At 56.9% G+C, this 22,023-nt stretch carries 19 protein-coding genes; 8 read left to right on the top strand and 11 right to left on the bottom strand.

All coding sequences use genetic code 11. The features are described from left to right. Window positions 1–6: 6 nt before the first annotated feature. Entirely contained in the window at window positions 7–987 is a 981-nt protein-coding gene (gene egtD / locus D3871_RS06395; RefSeq protein ID WP_119768124.1) for an L-histidine N(alpha)-methyltransferase, read from the bottom strand. A gap of 228 nt (window positions 988–1,215) precedes the next feature. Here egtD and D3871_RS06390 point away from each other — a divergent pair, with 228 nt between their 5' ends. From D3871_RS06390 to D3871_RS06370, 5 genes are all read left to right on the top strand, one after another. Beyond that, window positions 1,216–1,899, top strand: coding sequence for an ABC transporter ATP-binding protein (locus D3871_RS06390; protein WP_119768123.1), 684 nt, complete (start codon window positions 1,216–1,218; stop codon window positions 1,897–1,899). Then, window positions 1,896–4,430 (top strand): FtsX-like permease family protein, encoded by a 2,535-nt coding sequence (locus tag D3871_RS06385; RefSeq protein WP_119768122.1) that lies wholly within the window; start codon window positions 1,896–1,898, stop codon window positions 4,428–4,430. Before D3871_RS06390 ends, D3871_RS06385 begins: the two co-directional genes overlap by 4 nt. A 44-nt stretch (window positions 4,431–4,474) precedes the next feature. Further along, entirely contained in the window at window positions 4,475–5,581 is a 1,107-nt protein-coding gene (locus D3871_RS06380; protein ID WP_119769936.1) for a lipocalin-like domain-containing protein, read from the top strand. Beyond that, window positions 5,578–7,365: an ABC transporter transmembrane domain-containing protein gene (locus tag D3871_RS06375; protein WP_119768121.1), complete on the top strand. Its 1,788-nt coding sequence runs from the start codon at window positions 5,578–5,580 to the stop codon at window positions 7,363–7,365. The genes D3871_RS06380 and D3871_RS06375 overlap by 4 nt, the downstream gene beginning before the upstream one ends. 105 nt (window positions 7,366–7,470) lie before the next feature. After that, window positions 7,471–8,445 carry a thymidylate synthase gene (locus D3871_RS06370; RefSeq protein ID WP_119768120.1) on the top strand — a complete coding sequence of 325 codons (975 nt, stop codon included), beginning with the start codon at window positions 7,471–7,473 and terminating at the stop codon, window positions 8,443–8,445. A gap of 134 nt (window positions 8,446–8,579) precedes the next feature. Here the strand turns inward: D3871_RS06370 and D3871_RS31285 are convergent, their stop codons facing one another. Further along, window positions 8,580–10,118, bottom strand: a complete 1,539-nt coding sequence (locus D3871_RS31285) for a methyl-accepting chemotaxis protein (RefSeq protein WP_119768119.1) — start codon at window positions 10,116–10,118, stop codon at window positions 8,580–8,582. A 188-nt stretch (window positions 10,119–10,306) separates the two neighbouring features. On the opposite strand from D3871_RS31285, the gene D3871_RS06360 reads away from it, so the two are divergent. From D3871_RS06360 to cueR, 3 genes are all read left to right on the top strand, one after another. After that, window positions 10,307–10,522, top strand: coding sequence for a cyclic nucleotide-binding domain-containing protein (locus tag D3871_RS06360; protein WP_119768118.1), 216 nt, complete (start codon window positions 10,307–10,309; stop codon window positions 10,520–10,522). 115 nt (window positions 10,523–10,637) lie between these two features. Then, a complete protein-coding gene (locus D3871_RS06355; protein ID WP_119769935.1) occupies window positions 10,638–13,052 on the top strand; it encodes a heavy metal translocating P-type ATPase in 2,415 nt (804 codons plus the stop codon). A gap of 98 nt (window positions 13,053–13,150) precedes the next feature. Continuing rightward, window positions 13,151–13,570, top strand: coding sequence for a Cu(I)-responsive transcriptional regulator (gene cueR, locus D3871_RS06350; RefSeq protein ID WP_119768117.1), 420 nt, complete (start codon window positions 13,151–13,153; stop codon window positions 13,568–13,570). Window positions 13,571–13,946: 376 nt separating this feature from the next. On the opposite strand, the gene D3871_RS06345 is transcribed toward cueR, so the two are convergent. From D3871_RS06345 to D3871_RS06305, 9 genes are all read right to left on the bottom strand, one after another. Next, window positions 13,947–14,450, bottom strand: coding sequence for a protein-disulfide reductase DsbD N-terminal domain-containing protein (locus D3871_RS06345; RefSeq protein WP_119768116.1), 504 nt, complete (start codon window positions 14,448–14,450; stop codon window positions 13,947–13,949). A 77-nt stretch (window positions 14,451–14,527) separates the two neighbouring features. Continuing rightward, complete coding sequence (locus D3871_RS06340; RefSeq protein WP_119768115.1) at window positions 14,528–16,933, bottom strand: heavy metal translocating P-type ATPase; 2,406 nt, start codon at window positions 16,931–16,933, stop codon at window positions 14,528–14,530. 61 nt (window positions 16,934–16,994) lie between these two features. After that, a complete protein-coding gene (locus D3871_RS31845) occupies window positions 16,995–17,228 on the bottom strand; it encodes a four-helix bundle copper-binding protein (protein ID WP_476638923.1) in 234 nt (77 codons plus the stop codon). 198 nt (window positions 17,229–17,426) lie between these two features. After that, on the bottom strand, window positions 17,427–17,759 hold the full coding sequence (locus D3871_RS06330) for a copper-binding protein (RefSeq protein WP_119768113.1): 333 nt from the start codon (window positions 17,757–17,759) through the stop codon (window positions 17,427–17,429). 22 nt (window positions 17,760–17,781) lie between these two features. Further along, a complete protein-coding gene (locus tag D3871_RS06325) occupies window positions 17,782–18,225 on the bottom strand; it encodes a DUF411 domain-containing protein (protein ID WP_119768112.1) in 444 nt (147 codons plus the stop codon). 2 nt (window positions 18,226–18,227) lie between these two features. After that, complete coding sequence (locus D3871_RS06320; protein ID WP_119768111.1) at window positions 18,228–18,746, bottom strand: cupredoxin domain-containing protein; 519 nt, start codon at window positions 18,744–18,746, stop codon at window positions 18,228–18,230. A 32-nt stretch (window positions 18,747–18,778) separates the two neighbouring features. Next, a complete protein-coding gene (locus D3871_RS06315; protein ID WP_119768110.1) occupies window positions 18,779–20,176 on the bottom strand; it encodes a multicopper oxidase family protein in 1,398 nt (465 codons plus the stop codon). Window positions 20,177–20,189: 13 nt separating this feature from the next. Beyond that, window positions 20,190–21,608 carry a TolC family protein gene (locus tag D3871_RS06310; RefSeq protein WP_233575531.1) on the bottom strand — a complete coding sequence of 473 codons (1,419 nt, stop codon included), beginning with the start codon at window positions 21,606–21,608 and terminating at the stop codon, window positions 20,190–20,192. Window positions 21,609–21,617: 9 nt separating this feature from the next. Beyond that, complete coding sequence (locus D3871_RS06305) at window positions 21,618–21,950, bottom strand: hypothetical protein (RefSeq protein ID WP_119768109.1); 333 nt, start codon at window positions 21,948–21,950, stop codon at window positions 21,618–21,620. Between the last annotated feature and the right edge of the window lie 73 nt (window positions 21,951–22,023).

Genomic DNA, 22,023 nt, shown 5'->3' with positions numbered 1-22,023 from the left:
CATGATTCAAGCGGCGCGGGCATGACATACCATGAACCAGCCGCGCTCATCGGTCCAGGTCTGGGCAGCGGAAAAACCAGTGCGTTCCAGCAATTGCTGAAAGCCCGGCTGCGTGTATTTGTAACTATTCTCGGTATGGATGCGCTCGCCTTCGACGAAGCGGCGCAGGCCATCGGGCCAATGCACGGTCAGGTCACGGCGCGCTTCGAGATGCATTTCGATCCGGCTTTCCGCTTCATTGAAAAAACCACGGTGCCGCCAGTCCCGCACATTGAAGTCCGCACCCATCAGCGTATTGAGATGCACCAGCAGATTCAGGTTGAACGACGCTGTAACGCCGAGGGCATCATCGTAAGCGGCATCGAGTACCGCCTTGTCCTTGACCAGGTCGACCCCGATCAGCAAGCTGCTGTCTGTCTGGCAGGCGTCGCGGATACGGCCCAGCAGGACGCCGGCATCTTCCGGTGAGAAGTTGCCGATGGATGAACCCGGATAAAAAAACACGCGCTTTTCACGGCGCACGGCCGACGGCAATTCCATCGTACTCGAAAAATCCATTCCGATTCCGGTCATCCGGATCTGCGGAAACCGCTGGCGCAGGGCTTCGACTGCGTCCTTCAGGAAGTCCACTGAAATATCGACCGGCACATACTGTAGCGGCTGCAGCAAGGGAAACAGATAGGCCGCCTTTGCGCAATTTCCCGCACCCAGATCGATCAGGGTCGCACCGCGCCCTACCGATCGCGCAATGTCATACAGATAGGTATCGAAGATGGCTCGCTCGATTCGTGTGGGGTAGTATTCGGGCAATTCGCAGATCGCCTCGAACAGTTTCGAACCGAGTGCGTCATACAGAAACTTCGGCGAAGTCATCGCCCGATCAGCCATCATGCCGGCACGGAGTTCCGCGCGGATAGCCTCGTCGTCCCGCCGATAGAGTTGAATGAAGTCGCTATGCGACAAATCCGGAGAAGTGAAAGGTGCCATGAATTCCGCAATGCAAGAGTGCCCGTCGGATAGCATGGGCAATAGAGAATGAACAGCAAGGTTTTTAGCTATCATAGTGAACAAGTCATCAACCTTCTTGAGCGGACACAAGTGTTTTCGGTATATCGATATGTCGAAACCATCTAAGCAAGCTTACAAGCTTATTGAGCTTGCACAGCACCAACCTACTTTCATTTCTTTCTTGCAGAAGGACAAACCTGGTTCTCCATGCTGACATTACGCGAGCTGACAAAATCCTATGCAAATGGCAGACAGGTGCTAAGCCGCCTGAGCTATCGGCTTGAATCCGGAGAATATGTTGCAGTGATGGGCGAATCGGGCGTTGGAAAGTCGACGCTGCTAAACCTCATCGCCGGACTGGATGCGCCCGACAGCGGCGCAATCGAAATTGATGGCATTGACATCGCGACCCTGACCGACGATGCAGCGACCTTGCTGCGCCGCGAAAAATTCGGTTTCGTGTTCCAGGCCTTTCATGTACTCCCGCATCTGACGGTTGCCCAAAACGTCGCCCTGCCCCTTTTGTTGAATGGCATGAGTGCCGGCAATCGCAGCAAGGTCCGCAGCGCCGAGCAGATGCTGGAAGCAGTCGGATTGGACGGACGGGGCCATGATTTTCCGCGCCAGCTATCCGGCGGCGAAATGCAGCGTGTCGCCATCGCGCGCGCGCTGATTCATCAACCCAAGCTGATCCTTGCCGACGAGCCTACGGGCAACCTCGATCCCGACACCGCCGCCGAAGTATTAAGGCTGCTGCGCGACGAGATCAAGGAAAACGGTGCATCGGCCATTATCGTGACCCATTCGCATAGCGCCGCCGCCACAGCCGATCGCGTGCTGGAACTGACCAAGACCGGATTGCATCCGATCGCGACGGGACCTGAAGGATGATTTCTGCACGGTCGCAATCCCTGTTGCGATGGCTGCTAATCGGTGAGTGGCGTGCCCATCCGGTGCGCGCGCTGGTCGCCATCGCGGCAATTGCCATCGGCGTTGCGCTCGGCTATGCAATTCATTTGATCAACGCGGCGGCATACAACGAGTTTTCAGCGGCGATCCAAAGTCTGTCCGGCCAGGCCGATTTACAAGTGCGCGGCACGCAGGCGCTGATGGATGAAGCGGTCTATGCCCGTGTCGCCGCCCGGCGCGAAGTGGCGGTCGCCAGTCCCGTGCTGGAAGTGGACGCGGGCATACCCGGCCGGCGCGAAGCATTGAAAGTCATCGGCATTGATATCTTCAGTTCGGCCGCGATCGCGCCGGACCTGGTGGGGCTTCCTGCGGAAGATAAGCCATACGACACCTTGGCCGACGATGCAGTGTTTCTGTCGCCTGCCGCCATGACCTGGCTCGGTGTCAAGCAAGGCGAACGGCTGGAAGTGCGCATCGGCACGCGGCTGGTGTCGCTGCGGGTGGCGGGTGGTCTGGTGCGCGCCCGCGCCGGGCAGCGTATCGCGGTCATGGATATCGGTTCAGCACAATGGCGGCTCGACCGCATCGGACGCCTGTCGCGCATCGATCTAAAACTGGCGACCGGAGTCAACCACGGTGCATTCCGCGAAACCCTGGCGCGCGAACTGCAGCCCGCTCATGTGATCAGCGTGCCCCAGGATGAAGAGGCACGTACCGCCAACATGTCGCGCGCCTATCGCGTCAACCTCAACGTGCTGGCGTTGGTGGCTTTGTTTACCGGAGCCTTCCTGGTATTTTCGACCCAAGCGCTGTCAGTGATCCGGCGTCGCAGCCAGCTTGCCCTGTTGCGCGTGATCGGCATGACGCGCCGGCAGATGCTGTTGCAGATCCTGCTGGAAGGAAGCAGCCTTGGCGTACTCGGCTCGCTGCTGGGTCTGGCAGGCGGCTATCTGATGGCCGCCGGCGCGCTGCGCCTTTTCGGCGGCGATCTTGGCGGCGGTTATTTTCCAGGGGTACAACCGGTTGCGCGCTTCGCGCCGCTGGCAGCCGGCGTGTTCTTTCTGCTTGGTACCGCTGCGGCCGTACTGGGGTGCATCGGACCCGCATGGGAAGCGGCGCGCGCCAAACCCGCGCATGCGCTCAAATCAGGCGCGGAAGATACCGTCCTGGCGCGGCTGTCGACGCCCTGGCCTGCGCTGATCTGCATCGCGACCGGCACCGTCATGACGCAACTGCCTCCGGTGTTCGAGCTTGCATTGTTCGGCTATCTTGCCATCGCCTTGCTGTTGATCGGCGGCATCGCCTTGATGCCGCGCGTTGCGTCGCTGGTGTTTTCTTTATTGTCCGCCCGCACGCCGCGCACGCCCTTGGCCATGCTCAGCATCGCACGCCTGGCCAATGCGCCGAATCAGGCATCGATCGCATTGGCTGGCGTGCTATCGAGTTTCAGCCTGATGGTGGCAATGGCGATCATGGTCGCCAGTTTCCGCGTGTCGCTGGACGACTGGCTGTCCCAGGTATTGCCGGCCGACCTGTATGTGCGTTCGGCGGCCAGCGGCAATACCGCCGGCCTTTCTCTCGCCGAGCAAGACGCCATTGCCGGCATCACCGGCGTCAGGCAGGCGCATTTCCTGCGGCAATCGCAATTGATCCTCGATCCGGCCCGGCCATCGGTCGCGCTGATTGCGCGGCCCATCGATGTCAGCAATCCGGGCAAGGCGTTGCCGTTGATAGGCGATGCCCTCACTGACGAGGCCACTTTGCAAGGGCGGATGCCGATCTGGATATCGGAGGCCATCGTGGACTTGTACGGTTATCGCGTCGGCGCTGACGCGACTCTTACCATCGCGGGAAAGCCGCGCGGTTTTGTAGTGGCCGGCATCTGGCGCGATTATGCAAGACAGGCTGGAGCGATACAGATTCGCTTGTCGGATTACCGCGTATTGAGCGGCGACCAGCAAGTCAATGACGCCGCGCTATGGCTGGAGGCTGGCGCCAGCGCGGAACAAATCTCGACGGCGTTAAGGCAGTTGCCGTTCGGCGATGCGCTCGAAGCGTCCGAGCCGGGTGAAATCCGCGCCATCAGTCTGCGCATATTCGATCGCAGCTTTGCCGTAACGTATCTGCTGGAAGCGGTCGCGGTCGTTATCGGGCTGTTCGGCATCGCCGCCACGTTCTCGGCGCAGACGCTGGCGCGCGCAAAGGAATTCGGCATGCTGCGCCACGTCGGCGTACTGCGCCGTCAGATACTCGCGATGCTGGCGATCGAGGGCACATTGCTGACCTTGCTGGGCATCGCGGTGGGCTTTGTGCTCGGCGGGGCGATCAGTCTGATTCTGGTGTTTGTCGTCAATCCGCAATCGTTTCACTGGACCATGCAGCTGCATCTTCCCGTGCTGCTTCTGATGACTATCGCAAGCTTGCTGCTGATCTCTGCCGCGCTGACGGCATTGATCGCCGGGCGTTATGCGGTATCGCAGGATGCGGTACGCGCCGTCAGGGAGGATTGGTGATGAGGCATTACTCCGGACGTTTCCCTTATTTCTTTTCTGTTGCAATGAACCGATTCCTGCGTTCCGCCAGCGCTGCCTTGTTCAAGCTGACAGTGATGCTGGCTTCTTGCTATCTGCTTGCCGCACAAGCCCTCGCCGCTCCTCCGGTGTTATCGGCAGTCGTGCCCGGCCGGACGCTGGCGTTTCCGCGCGATTTCGGTGCGCATCCCGACTATCGTACCGAATGGTGGTATGTCACCGGCTGGCTGGAAACGCCTGACAGCAAGCCATTAGGTTTTCAGGTGACGTTTTTTCGCTCGGCCACGGATCACGATGCAGCCAATCCCAGCAACTTCGCGCCCAAGCAATTGATCATTGCCCATGCCGCGCTGTCCGACCCTGCGCTCGGAAAACTGTTGCATGACCAAAAGTCGGCCCGCCAGGGCTTTGATCTCGCTTATGCAAGGCAAGGCGACACCGATGTGCGTCTCGGCGAATGGATATTCAAACGCCAGGAAAACGGGACTTATCGCACTGAAATAAACGCACGTGAATTCAGTTTCAGCTTGTCGTTGCAGCCGTCGCAACCCGTCATGCTGCAAGGCGACAAGGGCTTTTCGCGCAAGGGGCCCAGCCGCGAGCAGGCCAGTTACTACTACAGCGAGCCGCATCTGAAGGTGTCCGGTTCCGTGCAGCGCAATGGCAAGCCGGTACAGGTCACCGGCACCGCATGGCTGGACCACGAATGGTCGACCAGCGTGCTCGATCAAAACGCCGCCGGTTGGGATTGGGTAGGCGCGAACCTTGACGACGGGTCGGCGTTGATGGCGTTCCGGATTCGCGGCAAGGATGGCGGCATGCTGTGGGCGCATGCAGCGGTACGCGACCGCAACGGCAAAGTGAATCACATCCCGCCCGAACAGATCCGCTTCATTCCCCGTCGCAACTGGCGCTCTGCGCGCACCGGCGCAAGTTATCCGGTTGCCATGCGTATCGAAGCCGGATCCTCGGTCTGGGAACTGGAACCCTTGCAGGATGACCAGGAACTCGATTCCCGTCAGTCGACCGGATCGGTATATTGGGAGGGCGCGGTCACCTTGACGCGCGACGGGCAGCGCGTCGGACGCGGCTATCTCGAACTGACAGGCTATTTGAAACCCATGAAACTATGACCGCCACCGATACCCGCGAGCGACAGAAAAGCAGTATCTCCACGTTGAAGGGCCTGCTGCCCTTCCTGCGTCCCTACCGCAAGCAATTCATGCTGGCCGGCATAGCCTTGCTGTTTGCCGCCGGTGCGACGCTAGCCATTCCCTATGCATTCAAGCAGATGATCGATCTGGGTTTCGGCGCGGCCGGGACGCAAAGCAGCGCGCATATCGACCTGTACTTCCTGGCCTTGTTCGGCGTTGCCTGCGTGCTGGCGATCGCGACTGCCGCGCGCTTCTATATGGTGTCGTGGCTGGGTGAACGCGTGACTGCCGACCTGCGCAGCGCGGTATATCGCCACGTCGTCATGCAAAGCCCCGAATTCTTTGAAACCACGCAAACCGGGGAAGTACTGTCGCGCCTGACCACCGATACCACGCTGATTCAAACCCTGGTCGGCACCAGCATCTCCATGGCGCTGCGCAACGCCCTGCTGTTCGTCGGCGGCCTTGCAATGCTGTTTGTCACCAGCGTCAAGCTGTCCTCGATCATCCTCGTCATGCTGGCTGCCGTGGTGCTACCCATCGTGCTGTTCGGACGCCGGGTGCGCACGCTGTCGCGCGATTCGCAGGACAGGGTTGCCGATGCATCCGCCCTGGCCGGAGAAATCCTGAACGCGATGCCGACCGTACAAGCGTATACCCGCGAGCATCAGGAAGCGACCCGCTTTGGCAACTCCATCGAGCGCGCATTCAAGGCAGCGATGCGGCGTATCCGTGCGCGCTCCCTGCTCACCGTGATGGCCATCCTGCTGGTATTTGGGGCCATCGTCTTCGTGCTCTGGCTGGGTGCGCATGCAGTGATCGAGGGCCGCATGACAGCGGGTGAACTGGGGCAGTTCATCCTGTATGCATCGATCGTCGCCGGCGCGATCGGTGCCTTGTCCGAAGTGCTGGGCGAGGCGCAGAGAGCAGCCGGTGCGGCGGAACGCCTGCTGGAATTGCTGGCGGTGCGTTCACCCATCCAGTCGCCGCCGCACCCGCTCCCTTTGCCGCATCGGCTAGCCGGCGGTGCATCGCTCAACTTGCGGCATGTCGGCTTTCATTATCCTTCGCGGCCGCAATCAGCCGCCATCGCGGACCTGACGCTCGACATTGTGGCCGGTGAAACGGTCGCCATCGTCGGTCCGTCCGGCGCGGGCAAGACGACACTGTTCCAGCTCTTGCTGCGCTTTTATGATCCGCAGCAGGGATGCATTTTGCTGGACGGCGTCGACATCCGGCAGATCGACCTGCATGCCTTGCGCGATGCAATCGGCGTGGTGCCGCAAGACACCATCATCTTTTCCGCAAACGCAATGGAGAACATCCGCTACGGACGCGCCGACGCCAGCGATGAAGAAGTGATGGCCGCTGCCCGGCAAGCCGCTGCGCATGAATTCATCGAACGCCTGCCGGAAAAGTACCAATCCTTTCTTGGCGAGCGCGGTGTACGCCTGTCCGGCGGCCAGCGGCAAAGAATTGCCATCGCGCGCGCCTTGCTCAAGAACCCGCCCTTGCTGCTGCTGGACGAAGCAACCAGTGCGCTCGATGCCGAATCGGAACGGCTGGTCCAGGCCGCCCTGGAAGCGGCGATGGTGGGCAGGACCACGCTGGTCATTGCACATAGGCTGGCGACCGTGCAGCGGGCCGACCGCATCATCGTGCTGGAACATGGACGGGTGATCGAAAGCGGTACCCATGCGTCGCTGATTGCGCGTGGAGGCTTGTATGCGAGCCTCGCGTCGTTGCAGTTTTCACAAGAATAAACGAAGGAGCAAGCAAGCGATCGCCTGCTCCAGGACGGGCGGTATCGGGTCGATTTACTTTAAAATACCGCAACTGCAATCCCTGCCAATTCACCGCCGCTCTCCATGAAACAATATCTCGACCTGATCCAGACCATTCTCGACACCGGCAGCTGGCAGGCAAACCGCACCGGCATCCGTACCATCAGTATTCCGGGCGCAATGATGCGCTTCGATCTGCAACAAGATGGTTTCCCTGCAGTGACCACCAAGAAGCTGGCGTTCAAGTCGGTGATGGGCGAACTGGTCGGCTTCCTGCGCGCCACGCGCAGCGCCGCGGATTTCCGCGCGCTGGGCTGCAAGGTGTGGGACCAGAATGCGAACGAAAACGCGGATTGGCTGGCCAATCCCTACCGGATGGGCGAAGACGACCTGGGTCCGGTCTACGGCGTCCAGTGGCGCGCCTGGCCGGCCTACAAGCTGCTCGACGCCGAACAGGCGCCGCAGATCGCCGATGCGCAGCAACGCGGCTTCCGTTTCGTGTCGGCGGTTGAAGACGAGGGCAAGCAAAAGGTCCTGCTCTACAAGGCAGTCGATCAGTTGCGCGAATGCCTGGACACGATCATCAAGAATCCGGGCAGCCGCCGCATCCTGTTCCATGGCTGGAATTGCGCCGATCTCGATGCCATCGCCCTGCCCGCATGCCATTTGCTGTACCAGTTCCTGCCGAATGCGTCGACCAGGGAAATTTCGCTCTGCCTGTACATCCGCAGCAACGACGTCGGTCTCGGCACGCCGTTCAATCTGGCGGAAGGCGCAGCCCTGCTGCATCTGGTCGGCCGGCTCACCGGCTACACACCGCGCTGGTTTACCTACTTCATCGGCGACGCACACATCTATGAAAACCATCTCGGCATGGTCAAGGAACAGTTAGCGCGCACGCCTTTCCCCGCACCCCGCTTTGTCATGTCGGACCGGATTCCGGATTACGCAAAGACAGGCGTCTATGCACCGGAATGGCTGGAAAAAATCGAGCCGGGCGATTTTTCGCTCGAGGGCTACGAGCATCACGCGCCGATTGCCGCACCGATGGCGGTTTAGTATTTTGTATTGAGAACCGCCAGCCTAAACCCATTCGCCCTGTAAAACTGCAAATAGGATTATTGGTTTTTCGACTGGGGAGAAGCGCACGGAAAAGACGCGACGGCATGTCGGGTCATGCGGTGAGATGGTTATCAGAGCTTGAACACGCTGACAACCTTTGCCAGCTTGGCTGCCTGGTCTTGCATCGCTTCCGACGCTGCCGCGGTTTCTTCGACCAGCGCAGCGTTTTGCTGGGTAACCTCGTCCATCTGGGACACGGCTTGATTGATTTGCTCGATGCCCGCGGTCTGCTCATCGCTCGCGGCGGTGATTTCACCGATGATGTCAGTGACCCGACGCACGCTGTCAACGATATCGCGCATGGTCGCGCCGGCGTCATTGACCAGCTTGCTGCCTGTTTCAACGCGCTCGACCGAGTTGTCGATCAAGATCTTGATTTCCTTTGCGGCAGCGGCGGACCGCTGTGCAAGATTTCTGACTTCGCTTGCGACTACTGCAAAACCACGGCCTTGTTCGCCTGCACGCGCCGCTTCCACCGCAGCGTTCAATGCGAGAATGTTTGTCTGGAAGGCGATTCCGTCGATTACCCCGATGATGTCGCCAATTTTCTTGGCGGAGTCGTTGATGCCTCCCATTGTCTGAACCACTTGGCCGATAACTTCACCGCCTCGTTCGGCGACGCCCGATGCGGTCACGGCCAGCGCGTTGGCCTGACGTGCATTATCCGCGTTCTGTTTCACAGTGGACGTTAGTTCTTCCATGGAGGACGCGGTTTCTTCGAGGGAGCTGGCTTGCTCCTCGGTGCGCGAAGAGAGGTCCTGGCTGCCTGCCGCGATTTGACCGGAGGCAGTTGCAATCGTGTCGGTGCCACTCCTGACCTGAGAAACGATGGTGATCAATCCATCATTCATTTTTTGCAGCGATGCCAGCAGTTTTCCCATTTCGTCATTCGATGAAATCTGCATGCGCTGCGCCAGATTCCCTTCCGCGACATTGCTGGCGAAATTCAGCGCTTCCTTAATCGCGCCGGTGATACCACGGATCAAAATCCATCCGACGACGACACCAATCAGCACACCAATCACGTTCAAGGAAATAGCCAGGATTTGCGCGGACCGGTAGCGCACGATCGCTTGCTCATATTCCATCTTCCCGACGTCGAGCTGTAATTTCACCAGCGCTTTCATACTGTCTTGTACAGGTACATAAGTCTGGGTGAGAGGCCCATGCACCAGACTGACTGCCGTCGCAATATCATTGCCGCGCATCGCGGCAAGCACAGGCCGGAGTCCCTCCTCGACAAATTTCTTCCGGTTGTCGGCAAATGTCTTGGCGAGCAGCTTTTCCTCCGGCGTGAGATAAGTAGCCATGTAGCTGTTCCAGATGCCGGTGATCGCTTCAATGCGCTTTTCAACTTCTTCGATCATTGCAGGAAACTGCTCAGGATTGCCGCTGACACTCTTGGACAAGGCGCCTTGACTTTGCTGGATAAGCGATAGCACTTCGCTCAACTGGCCGGTAGCTACCAGCCTGTCGTTGTAGACCGTCTCTAACGCCTCGTTGGTTGTGTTCAGGTTGCGCATGCCCACTGCGCCGATCAACGTCGAGACTACGGATAACAGGACGATGATAAAAATAAGACGTGCTTTGATCGTGACGTTTTTAAACATGTTCAGCTACCTTAACCAGCTTAACGAATACCCATAAGTTCGAACCTGAGCAGGGCATACATTGGCCCATATTTCTGGTTAGAAACAACTATACGTAGAATCCGAATCAAAGTAGTTAGAGAAATGCCAATTCCAAAAAATAATATCGTCGTGGAAAGATCGATAGAATTCGTGGCCTGAGAACGCAAGTGCAGCTCAGGCCGACGCGTTCCGCGACCGAACGTGTCCTGCAATTCCTGCGGCTGCGTGCAAAAGCGCACGGCGAATGGGAGTTGGACGGCAATCTCAAGCAACTTGCGGAGGATATCGGCCTGAGGCATGAAGCGCTGTACCGGACCCTTGCCAGTCTGGAACAGAAAGGCCGCATTGCGCGTCGAACCGGAAAGCTCATTCTGCTGGCGTAAGTTGCCTTTGTGAAAACAGCGCCGGGGAGCACTGCCAGGCGAAATCAATCAAAATTCCGCTTGACCTTCCCATCACTGGAAAGTTTATCTTTACAGTACACATATGGAGGGCGCAATGAATACTGCATCAATGAGGCAGGACACCACCGAACTGACATTCAAGGTAGAAGGCATGACGTGCGCTTCTTGCGTGCGGCGCGTGGAAAAAGCATTGCAAGCCGTTCCCGGCGTCGCGAGCGCTACAGTCAATCTTGCCACCGAGAAGGCGACGGTCAGTGTCGTGCCGGATCTGTCACCGCAGGCATTGTCTGCCGCCGTGGAAAAGGCCGGCTACGAACTACCCGGCGAGCAGGTTTCGCTTGCCATTTCCGGAATGACTTGCGCTTCCTGTGTGGCACGCGTGGAAAAAGCGCTCAAGAAAATCCCCGGCGTGACCGACGCCACGGTCAATCTCGCAACCGAGAAAGCCCTCGTCAAATCGGCGGGTGTGTCGACCGAATTGCTGATTGCCGGTGTACGCAAGGCAGGCTACGACGCATCGCTGGCTCAGGACCACACGACGCCGACAACTACTGCATCGGCCTTACCCGGCTGGTGGCCGGTTGCTCTGTCCGCCCTGTTGAGCCTTCCTTTGATTGCTCCCATGCTCGGCATGCCATTCGGCAAGGAATGGATGCTGCCCGGCTGGCTGCAATGGCTGCTGGCGACCCCGGTGCAATTCTGGCTGGGCGCACGCTTTTACAAGGCTGGCTGGAAAGCCCTGCTTGCGCGCACCGGCAACATGGACCTGTTGGTAGCGATAGGAACGAGCGCGGCTTACGGATTATCGGTCTACCTGCTGCTTGCGCATGGCGGTCATGGCGACATGCTGCATCTATATTTCGAATCCTCGGCAGTCGTGATCACTCTGGTATTGCTGGGCAAATGGCTTGAGGCACGCGCCAAGCAGCAGACCGTTGCGGCGCTGCGCGCGCTGGAATCCTTGCGTGCCACCAGTGCGATTGTTCGGCGCGACGGAAGGGATACCGAAGTGGCGCTCGACGCTGTGCATGTAGGCGATATCGTACTGGTCCGCCCGGGTGACCGCGTTCCGATCGATGGACGCGTCATCGACGGCAGCAGTCATCTGGACGAATCTCTGTTGACCGGCGAAAGCCTGCCCGTCGCCAAAGCCGTCGGCGACAAGGTGACCGGCGGCGCCATCAATGCCGAAGGCATGCTGATGCTGGAAGCCACCGCGGTCGGGGGCGAAACCATGCTGTCGCACATCATCCGGCTGGTCGAAGACGCGCAAGCCGTCAAGGCCCCGATCCAGCGTTTGGTGGACCAGGTCAGTGCGATCTTTGTCCCGGTCGTGCTGCTGGTCTCGGTCATCACTTTTTTCGGCTGGGGCCTGTTCACCGGCGACTGGCAGCAGGCATTGCTCAATGCGGTCGCGGTGCAAGTCATCGCCTGCCCTTGCGCGCTTGGCCTTGCCACGCCGACCTCGATCATGGCAGGCACCGGGGTCGCGGCCAGGCATGGGATCCTGATCAAGGATGCCGAAGCGCTGGAAACCGCGCATGCGATTTCCACGGTTGCGTTCGACAAGACCGGCACACTGACCGAAGGCAAGCCCGCCATCGTTGCGGTCGAAAGCGCCGGACCGTCGGAGGCCTCGGTACTGGAACTGGCCGGTGCGGTACAGCAATACAGCGACCATCCGCTGGCAAAAGCGGTGCGCGACGCTGCCGGGCAACGCGGCATCGCACTGCCTGCGGCGACCAATGCCAGGGCATTGCCGGGAAAAGGCGTGCAGGCCGATGTGGCCGGCGCGACCACCTATCTCGGCAACCGGCGTCTGATGCAGGAACTCGGCGTGGCAACCGATGCCATGGATGCATCGGCGCAAAGGCACGAAGCCGCGGGCAGGACTGTCTCATGGCTTGCGTCGGACCGGGCCGGGCGAATTGAATTGCGCGGCTTGCTGGCATTCGGCGATACCGTCAAGGCGTCAGCGCGCAATGCCGTCGCACGACTTGCACAGAAAGGCATAAGAACCGTCATGCTGACCGGAGACAATCAGGGCAGCGCCGCAGCGGTTGCGAACGCGCTTGGCATCAAGGAGTTTCGGGCGGAAGTCTTGCCGGCCGATAAGGCCGACGTCATTACCAGCCTCAAGCGCAACGGCCAAAAGCTGGCAATGGTCGGCGACGGCATCAATGATGCACCTGCGCTGGCGGCGGCCGACGTCGGGATCGCGATGTCGACGGGGACCGATGTCGCCATGCACACCGCCGGCATCACGCTCATGCGCGGCGATCCCGCACTGGTAGCCGATGCCATCGACATTTCCCGGCGCACCTATCGCAAGATCCGGCAGAACCTGTTCTGGGCTTTCATCTATAACCTGATCGGCATCCCGCTGGCGGCGCTGGGCTTGCTCAATCCAATGATTGCCGGTGCAGCCATGGCATTCAGCTCAGTTAGTGTCGTAAGCAATGCACTTTTACTGAAACGTTGGAAGCCTGAAAACGGAACCGGGCAATAGTATTAATAGACCGGAAGGGCTCTTTGGCCGACGAGCCTTTCTTGACTATGAAATAACCAAGGCCTATTTAAAATAATACAGATGGAAGGAGGTTCGATATGAACATTGGACAAGCTGCCAACGCGACTGGCGTCACCGCTAAAATGATTCGCTATTATGAGAGCATCGGTCTTATCAAGGAAAGCTCCAGAACGGACTCAGGCTATCGCACGTATGGTTCAAAAGATTTACATACCCTGCGGTTCGTCAAACGGGCGCGTACACTTGGCTTTTCAATTGAACAGATTCGTGACCTGCTCTCACTTTGGCAGGACCCCAGCCGTGCAAGCAAGGACGTCAAAGCAGTGGCAAAGGCACATGTTGCCGACCTGGACAGGCGTATCGCTGAATTGACCGAGATGCGCGATACGCTCACTCACCTGGTCAAGAATTGTGCGGGTGACCATCGACCAGATTGTCCAATATTGATTGGTTTGGAAAACGAAGAATCCACAGTTTCCGCTCACTGCGCGCATTGATGCAAAGACCAAAATGAATGCATCCGCTATCCCAATTCGACTGCCACCAGAGCGTTTAGGTCAGCGCTTGGAGCAATTCAACTATCGGAAGGAACTACAGTAGTTTGGTTTCGAAGGAGCCTTCGAGGCGCCGGGCACCGCCCTCGTAACGCTGGAACTGTCAGTGCAATTTCTGAGCTTGGCAAAGGCGAGCGGGTCACTTGTATTTCAAGCGGAGGTGATTCGCTCAGCGAAAAACTTTTGTTTTGCCAAAGGTGTTCTTTTCGACCGGAGTGATGCGACCCTGCCGCACTTCGCCGTCGCAACAGGAATGCTTGCTCCCCGTCAGATAGCACCCAGCTCGCCTAGCGCAAGGAATGAAAAAGTCGACAATTGACTACGGCAATGTAAGACTGACCTCTTTGTCTATCGGTGGATAGCAGACCCCGCTTTTTTCATTGCATCCTTGATATCCAGCGACCAACGTTACGGCCTTCGCATTAGGTGTTCTTTCCAAAGCAATTTCGGCTTGGACAGGTTTTTCGTATGTTTCCATCTTACCGAACGTAGGGTCATTTTTCACCTTGCCTGCAGGGAGTTTGACTGACTTGATAGCCACGCCACGAGTATTTTTAAGGGCAAAGCGGATTCTGTCCCGGTAGAGGTAGTAACCATTGGCCGGTATCAAGTCTACTACTAGCGTCGTCGGCCCGGACGCCGTAACCGTCAGCTTGAATGCTTGGTCGGGCTCCAGAAGTTCTTCTTCTTTCGAGCTTGAAAATAGGTCGCCAAGCCTTTTCTGTATGCCTGGTGCGGTGGACTGCTGGGCGATGCTATAGGTATGCGTACCAAGCGAAATTGCCGCCAGCAATAAGGAAACGCATAGTCTTTTCTTCAACATTGAATGCCTCGTCTTTTCTTTGAACTCAACCACTGATATGACTTATCCGACAGCTTGTTGAGCATACTGCGAAAGAATTACGTCCCGGTGCCGCGCAGTCGCAGTGCATTGGCGATAACCGATACCGAGCTCAGGCTCATCGCAAGCGCCGCAATCATCGGCGAGAGCAACTGGCCCGTGAATGGAAAAAGCAAACCTGCCGCTAAGGGAATTCCCAGTGCATTGTAGATAAACGCAAATCCCAAGTTCTGACGCATATTGCGTACAGTGTCGACAGAGAGGATGCGGGCGCGGGCGATTGCTCGTAAGTCACCTTTGACTAACGTCACGTGGGCACTATTGATGGCTACATCGGTGCCGGTCCCCATCGCAATGCCGACATTGGACCTGGCGAGCGCGGGGGCGTCGTTAATGCCGTCCCCCGCCATTGCTACGACCTTGCCTTCCTTTTGAAGGCGCTCTACCAGAGTTAGTTTGTCCTGAGGCTTCACTTCGCCGTACACCTCGTCTATGCCGAGCTTCTTTCCAACCGCCTTAGCAGTGGTTAAGCCATCGCCTGTCGCCATGACAACCTTCAGACCAGCTGCCTTCAACGTCTCCAGAGCTTCTGGAGACGTAGCTTTAACAGGGTCGGAAACCGCCAACAATCCAACAAGGCGGGCGTCGGCGGCAAGATACATGACGCTAGCGCCTTCATTTCGTAACGCTTCTGCCTCATTGACAAGCGCACTCCAGTCAACCTTTTCCAAGTCCATCAGCGCGGTGTTGCCCAAGGCGATGCGTTTCCCAGCGACAATGCCTCGTACGCCTATCCCGCTTGATGACTCGAAGGTCTCCGGCTTTTCCAGTGCGAGACCGCGTTTGCGCGCTTCTTCGACAATGGCATGGGCCAAGGGGTGCTCACTTCCTTGGTCGATGCTTGCAGCAATCTGCAAGACGTCTTTTTCAGTGAATCCCGGTGCTGCAACGACCCGGTCAAAAGCTGGTTTGCCCTCGGTAAGGGTTCCAGTCTTGTCGACGATAAGGGTATCAATTTGGCGCATTGCTTCGATGGCTGCAGCATCCCGAAAAAGTATGCCTTGAGTCGCCGCGCGTCCAGTGGCTGCCATGATGGACATCGGTGTAGCCAGCCCAAGGGCGCAGGGACAAGCGATGATGAGAACAGCCACCGCGTTGACGAAACCGTAGACCCAACTTGGTTCGGGGCCGAAGAAACCCCATCCGAGTAGTGTTAGCACTGCAATTGCCACCACGATTACGACGAAGTACCCGGCGACCACATCAGCCAACCGCTGCATCGGTGCGCGTGAACGCTGGGCAATGGCCACCATTTGGACAATCTGTGAGAGCATGGTTTGTGAACCGACCTTCTCAGCCCTCATGACGAGACTGCCACTGGTGTTGATGGTGGCGCCTATTAGCTTGTCCCCAGCTCGCTTGGTAACCGGCACGGGCTCGCCGGTCAACATGGACTCATCCAGTGCACTTTCGCCTTCTAATACTTCACCGTCCACTGGCACCTTTTCGCCAGGGCGGACACGAAGCATATCGCCGATATGGACGTGGGTGAGCAGGACGTCTTCCTCGGTTCCGTCTGCCTGCATCCGGCGTGCAGTTTTAGGAGCGAGCCCGAGGAGCGATTTGATAGCCGCGGACGTTTGCGAACGTGCTCGTAGCTCGAGAATCTGGCCCAGAAGCGTCAACGAAATGATGACGGCTGCGGCTTCGTAATACACGCCGACGCGGCCATGCGTTTGGAAAGTGGATGGAAACAATTCAGGCGCGATAGTCGCCATCACGCTGTAGACATAGGCAGTGCCCGTCCCGGTGCCAATCAGCGTCCACATGTTTGGACTGCGGTTAGCAATGGACTGAGCCCAACGCACGAAGAATGGCCATCCGGCATACAGGACTACCGGCGTACTGAGAGCAAGTTCTATCCAGCTTTGTACAGGCAGTCCTTGAGGAAAAATCTGATGGCCGAACATCGCCAGAACCGTAACGATGACTGTAAGTGGTAGTGTCCACCAAAAGCGACGGCGGAAATCGACCAACTCGGGGTTCTCTTCCTCTTCCAGCGAAGGCATCATCGGCTCAAGCGCCATGCCGCATTTTGGGCAACTGCCAGGAGCTGGCTGCCGGATTTCTGGATGCATTGGGCAGGTATAAATCGTACCTTCCGGCACCGCTTGAGCAGGTTCCTCCTTGCTTGAACCTACGTAAACTTCAGGGTTGCCCTTGAACTTCTCCATGCATTTGGCGCTACAGAAATGATAGGTGTCTCCCTTGTACTCGACCGTTTTTTCAGGATTGGCACTTACTTTCATCCCGCATACTGGGTCTGTGAAAGGCTTTTCCGAAACAACCGATGCACCTGCTTCACCGTGAGCATGTTCATGGTGCTCATGATGATGACCATGGCTGGCCGAGCCATGGTCATCGCTGTGGTTATGGTGATGATGTTCGTCAGTTTGGTTTTTCATAGGACCTCCTTGTGAGGTGCTGCATTTGAAACGTTCAATCCATGTTCTAGCGGTTACGTGCTTACAGCAACCACAAGCTGCGCCGCGCGCTAACTCTGCTCATCCTAGAACCACCAGACATTCGACGGCATTCCTCAGAACAACGGCGACAAGCCTGTGCGCATTCCTGGCAATGTGTCATTTCATGTTTCGTACATTCGTCTCCGCATGCATCACGGACATCTGCACATGCTTGGCAAATTGCGGCTGCCATTTCGCTTCCCCGAGCCATATAGCCTGCGGCTAAGCGATGAATGCATAACTCGATATCAAGTGGTAGGAGTGCACTTGTCGAAAATTGTTCTCAATTCGTCAAGCTTTTATGAGTATTTTTTTAACACCGGTGTGAGTGCGTATTTGCGTGTGTGTGCGCGTCATCGTGGATTAATAAACCATCGTACAGGTGAGAGATCTGGCGCGCAGAGAAGCGCGCCAGATGAGGTGAAAACTACAATTACTGCTTAGCTTCGATTTGGGTAACGGTAAACTGACCGCCCACTTTCTCGGCAACGAAGATTACCTTGTCGCCTTGCTTTACTTTATCGAGCATCGCTGGGTTTTTCACTTGAAATACCATAGTCATGGCAGGCATTTCGAGATGCTTAAGCTCGGCATGCTTGATGGTGATTTTCTTCGCATCCTTATCGACCTTACGGACTTCTCCCTCAGTTTTCTCGTTTGCCGACGATGAGGCGCTAGCCGGTGCAGCGGAATGCGATCCCGCATACAGACTAAAAGGAGCAGCAAGAATTGCGGTGACGAATGCCAGTTTTGCGATTGTCTTCATTGTCGATTCCTTTCGGTTGAACTTAGTTGTAATGCTTGTAGACGGAATAGCGGCCATTTGCCTGCACCAGCATCACGTCGTATGGGTCCTTGCGCGGCCCTTCCATACCAGGCGAACCCAAAGGCATTGCAGGAACTGCCAAGCCCTTTGCTTTCGGCCTTTCTGCAAGAAGCTTCTTGATTTCAGCGGCTGGCACGTGGCCTTCCAATGCATAGCCTTGAACAACGCCGGTATGGCATGAGCCAAGCTCTTCGGGGATTCCAAACCTCTCTCTGTAATCCGACGGATTCGCCACGTTCTGTGCTTTGACGGTGAACCCGTTGGTCTCTAGGTGTTTGATCCACTCGGAGCAGCAGCCACAGCTTTCGCTCTTGAACACTTCGATTACCGGATTGGCTGCATTAGCCCCCAGATGTGCAGCTAGCACTGCGACAAGAGCCGCCTTGAACAGTAAGTGTTTCTTCATGCTCAACCTTTCGTGACTTTGATTTTTCCGACCATGCCAGCTTCGAAGTGACCTGGAATTAGGCATGCATAGTAAAACTCACCGGCTTTGGTGAACTGCCATACCATCTCTTCCTTCTTACCGGGGCTGACATGGGACATATAAGGCTCGTCATGCTCCATACCCGGATGCTTTTTCATCAGCTCACCATGCGCCTTCAATTCGTCCATAGTGCCGATGACCATCTCGTGCATCATCTTTCCCTTGTTCGTAACGACGAACTTAATGGTTTCACCTTCCTTGACAGTGATATCCGCTCGACCAAAACGCATGGTGTCTGCCATGTCGATTGATATTGTTCTCGTGGCTTTTTTCGGGTCTCCTTGCTTGCCAAATGCGTGTTCATCTGTAGAGATAGGCGTATTGGCAGTGGCCTTTTTATGAGTCTCGCCAGAGTGTGCATATGCTGCGGACGCCCCAATTGCGACTGTCAACGACATCACGATTGCGGACAGAGCTTTAATTGTTGTTTGCTTGTTCATCTAGTTTTTCCTTGTGTAGTTTAGTATCCGTTTTAGTGATGTCCGCCGTGACCAGTCGGCTTTCGCACTGTCAATTCAACGTTCCCCGCTTTATTTGCTGATGGCATTGACTGACCGCCCGCTGAGCCACTACGCGTAGGTGCTGGAGTTTCTCCTGTCCATTCGTAAGCGACGGTGCCTGCCGGGTGCTTGTACCAACCCGGGTCCTTGTAGTCCCCAGGCTTCTGTTCTTTGCGCACTTTTACAACTGTGAACATGCCTCCCATCTCGATGCCACCAAACGGACCTTGGCCACCCATCATCGGCAGGGTGTTGTCGGGCAGCGGCATTTCCATTTCACCCATGTCCGCCATTCCTCGTTCGCCCATGACCATATAGTCAGGTACTAGCTTGTTAATCTTCTGTGCGACGCCTCGGTGGTCGGCACCAATCATGGTAGGAACGTCGTGTCCCATCGCATTCATTGTGTGGTGTGACTTGTGGCAATGAAAGGCCCAGTCGCCCAAGTCAGTAGCTTCAAATTCGATGGCACGCATCTGCCCAACCGCTACGTCGGTTGTAACCTCTGGCCAGCGAGATTCCGGGCGAGTCCATCCACCGTCAGTGCCGGTCACAAAAAATTCGTGTCCATGCAGGTGAATCGGGTGATTGGTCATCGTCAGATTACCGAACCGAATTCGTACCTTGTCCCCTTGTCGCACGTTCATCGAGTCAATGCCCGGAAAGACCCGACTATTGAAAGTGAACAGGTTGAAGTCCAACATTGTGTTGACCTTGGGTGTAAAGCTTCCCGGCTCAATGTCGTAATTGCTGAGCAGGAAAACGAAGTCCCGGTCGACTTTCATGAAATCTCGGTTCTTGGGGTGTGTTACCCAAAATCCCATCATCCCCATTGCCATCTGGATCATCTCGTCCGCATGCGGGTGGTACATGAATGTCCCAGGCCGTTTGGCGACGAATTCGTACACAAACGTCTTCCCAGGCTTGATGCCTGGCTGGGTCAAACCGGTGACACCGTCCATGCCGTTTGGCAGCCGTTGACCGTGCCAGTGGATACTGGTGTGTTCGGGCAGCTTGTTCGTCACAAAAATTCGTACACGGTCGCCTTCAACCACTTCGATAGTAGGTCCGGGCGACTGACCGTTGTAGCCCCACAGGTTGGCTTTCATGCCAGGTGCGAGTTCACGCACCACCGGTTCGGCGATGAGGTGGAATTCCTTCACGCCGTTGTTCATACGCCATGGTAGCGACCATCCGTTCAATGTCACGACTGGGTTATAGGGACGACCGTTGGGCGGTATGAGCGGTGCTTGTGTCGCAGCACCTTCCATTATCGGTGCCTCGGGCAAAGAAGCTGCCCCGACACGGCTAACCATTCCTGCGCCGACCAATGCTGCGGCACCGGTGAAAAAATCTCTACGTGAAACCATTTCTATTCCTTCCTTAGTGTTCTGCGGCGCCAGCCGCAGCAGGCGCTGCACTGCGGATTTGTACGTTACTACCGCCAGTACCGTTGATAGCGGCCTGCAAGTCTGTTTCAGCTATCCAAAAATCACGCTGAGCTTCGATTGCAGCATTGACGCTGCTAACTTGATCGCGGGCATCTGTAAGCAATTCAAAGACACTGGCAAGCATCCCGTTGTAGCGAAGAAGTACCTCATCCGAAATCTTCTTCCGGAGCGGCACTACCTCGCTTTGGTAGTGCTTCGCCAAGTCGTAAGTAGTGCGATAGCCGGAATAGGCTTCACGTACCTGTGAACGCGCACGTACTGCTAAATCGGCTGTTCGGTGTACGGACTGCATGTACAGGGCTTCAGCCTTGGCAGTGCGAGCACCGCTCCAGTCAAAAATAGGGAGCTCCAGTTCAATTTCGTAACCGTTGGCACGTGGTGCTCCTGTTTCGCTCTTGTTCGTGTAGCCAGCGTCGAGCACGTTGATGAAGCGTGTCGCCTTGGTCAGCCCCAATGCGCTAGCGGTGGCATGAGCGTCATACTTGGCCATCTGTACATCAAGGCGTTGCGACATCGCCAACTGCTCTACATTGGCTATATCGTTGGGAGCCTTGGGCAAATCTGGCAGCCTTTCTGGTAGTTTGAAAGCCGTATTAGCGCCCCACAGACCGAGTAGCCGCGTAAGCTGTTCGCGGGCCGCTGTAGCATTGTGGCGAGCACGGGCTACTTGGGCAGTAGCGTCAGCGTAAAACACTTGCTGTCGTGCCTGGTCAAGCTTGCTGTAGTTTCCGACCTTCGCCAGCCGCCGTGCCAGTTCGTCACCAGCGTCCGCAGCTGCTTGTACTTGTTCCATGTATTGCGCTGTTTGCTGAGCAGCTACGGCATTGAAGTAGGCGCGTCTTGTATCGGCTGCAAGCTGCACCGCTTGTGAGGCAGTTTGCAACTTGGCTTGCTCAAAGCGTCGTTGCTCGATACCGCTACGAATTGGAATTGTTAAAAGACCAATCAGGTCGAACATAACACTGCGTTCAATTTCGACGTCCTCGCCGCCCCGCATACGGCCGAAGGAAAAACTCGGGTTACGCAGACGACCGGCTTGAACCAAATCAGCTTCCGCCACGCCAAGTTCAGCAAGTGAAGCTTGGAACCCCTTGTTGTTCTGCAGCGCAATTTGCACTGCAGTGTCAGGCGTTAGCGGCTTGGCAAGCAAAGCAGTTACAGCATCAGAGGTGATATTCACCTCAGCAGTTGGCTTGGAAATCTGCACGGCCTGACCGGTACGGTCCTTGGTCATCGCCGAAACAGAATCCAGCCCGCCATCCTTCGAGAAAGTAGCGCAGCCGCTGAGTACCAAAGTAAGCAGGCCAGTGATAGCGACCGAGCGTCCGGGGAGATAGTGTTTAACGGTCATCTCGGCCCCTTAATGATGCTTGCTGTGGTCAGCATTACCACCTTGCTCAGGCGCCTTGTTACCAGATGCACGCGGCGTAGCCGGAGTACCTGGGCTGCCCTTCATCTGGCCAACATGACCACCGAGCTTGCCCATCTCGTCGTTAGCAGAACGCCAAACCTTGTCTGGCGTCTCTGCATCGTCGCTGGATGCGCGATAACTCTTAAACGCGGACTCGTAACCAATGGTGGTGACGGGCGCGTTTGGGTCAGTGGGCGCGTATTGTGTTTGCTTTTGTTGTGCAGTAGCGGCGATGGGCACGAAGACCCATGCGGCAATCGCAAGCCATTGCTTGGATGACATTATTTTCCTCAAAATCGGCAGAACGGACGTGCGTAAGCACGCGTAACTACGTGAGCGCGGGACAAGACAAGCG

Source organism: Noviherbaspirillum saxi (assembly GCF_003591035.1).
In the GTDB taxonomy this organism is placed as follows: domain Bacteria; phylum Pseudomonadota; class Gammaproteobacteria; order Burkholderiales; family Burkholderiaceae_D; genus Noviherbaspirillum; species Noviherbaspirillum saxi.
This window is presented reverse-complemented; position numbering and strand designations above follow the sequence as displayed.

What these genes read in the sequence shown, in the direction of transcription:
- D3871_RS06315 (WP_119768110.1), bottom strand. Translation starts at nt 20,176, where the DNA reads ATGGTTTCACGTAGAGATTTTTTCACCGGTGCCGCAGCATTGGTCGGC.
- D3871_RS06355 (WP_119769935.1), top strand. Translation starts at nt 10,638, where the DNA reads ATGAATACTGCATCAATGAGGCAGGACACCACCGAACTGACATTCAAG.
- egtD (WP_119768124.1), bottom strand. Translation starts at nt 987, where the DNA reads ATGGCACCTTTCACTTCTCCGGATTTGTCGCATAGCGACTTCATTCAA.
- D3871_RS06305 (WP_119768109.1), bottom strand. Translation starts at nt 21,950, where the DNA reads ATGTCATCCAAGCAATGGCTTGCGATTGCCGCATGGGTCTTCGTGCCC.
- D3871_RS06375 (WP_119768121.1), top strand. Translation starts at nt 5,578, where the DNA reads ATGACCGCCACCGATACCCGCGAGCGACAGAAAAGCAGTATCTCCACG.
- D3871_RS06390 (WP_119768123.1), top strand. Translation starts at nt 1,216, where the DNA reads ATGCTGACATTACGCGAGCTGACAAAATCCTATGCAAATGGCAGACAG.
- D3871_RS06325 (WP_119768112.1), bottom strand. Translation starts at nt 18,225, where the DNA reads ATGAAGAAACACTTACTGTTCAAGGCGGCTCTTGTCGCAGTGCTAGCT.
- D3871_RS06385 (WP_119768122.1), top strand. Translation starts at nt 1,896, where the DNA reads ATGATTTCTGCACGGTCGCAATCCCTGTTGCGATGGCTGCTAATCGGT.
- D3871_RS06370 (WP_119768120.1), top strand. Translation starts at nt 7,471, where the DNA reads ATGAAACAATATCTCGACCTGATCCAGACCATTCTCGACACCGGCAGC.
- D3871_RS06330 (WP_119768113.1), bottom strand. Translation starts at nt 17,759, where the DNA reads ATGAAGACAATCGCAAAACTGGCATTCGTCACCGCAATTCTTGCTGCT.
- D3871_RS06345 (WP_119768116.1), bottom strand. Translation starts at nt 14,450, where the DNA reads ATGTTGAAGAAAAGACTATGCGTTTCCTTATTGCTGGCGGCAATTTCG.
- D3871_RS06320 (WP_119768111.1), bottom strand. Translation starts at nt 18,746, where the DNA reads ATGAACAAGCAAACAACAATTAAAGCTCTGTCCGCAATCGTGATGTCG.
- D3871_RS31285 (WP_119768119.1), bottom strand. Translation starts at nt 10,118, where the DNA reads ATGTTTAAAAACGTCACGATCAAAGCACGTCTTATTTTTATCATCGTC.
- D3871_RS06310 (WP_233575531.1), bottom strand. Translation starts at nt 21,608, where the DNA reads ATGACCGTTAAACACTATCTCCCCGGACGCTCGGTCGCTATCACTGGC.
- D3871_RS06380 (WP_119769936.1), top strand. Translation starts at nt 4,475, where the DNA reads ATGAACCGATTCCTGCGTTCCGCCAGCGCTGCCTTGTTCAAGCTGACA.
- D3871_RS06340 (WP_119768115.1), bottom strand. Translation starts at nt 16,933, where the DNA reads ATGAAAAACCAAACTGACGAACATCATCACCATAACCACAGCGATGAC.
- cueR (WP_119768117.1), top strand. Translation starts at nt 13,151, where the DNA reads ATGAACATTGGACAAGCTGCCAACGCGACTGGCGTCACCGCTAAAATG.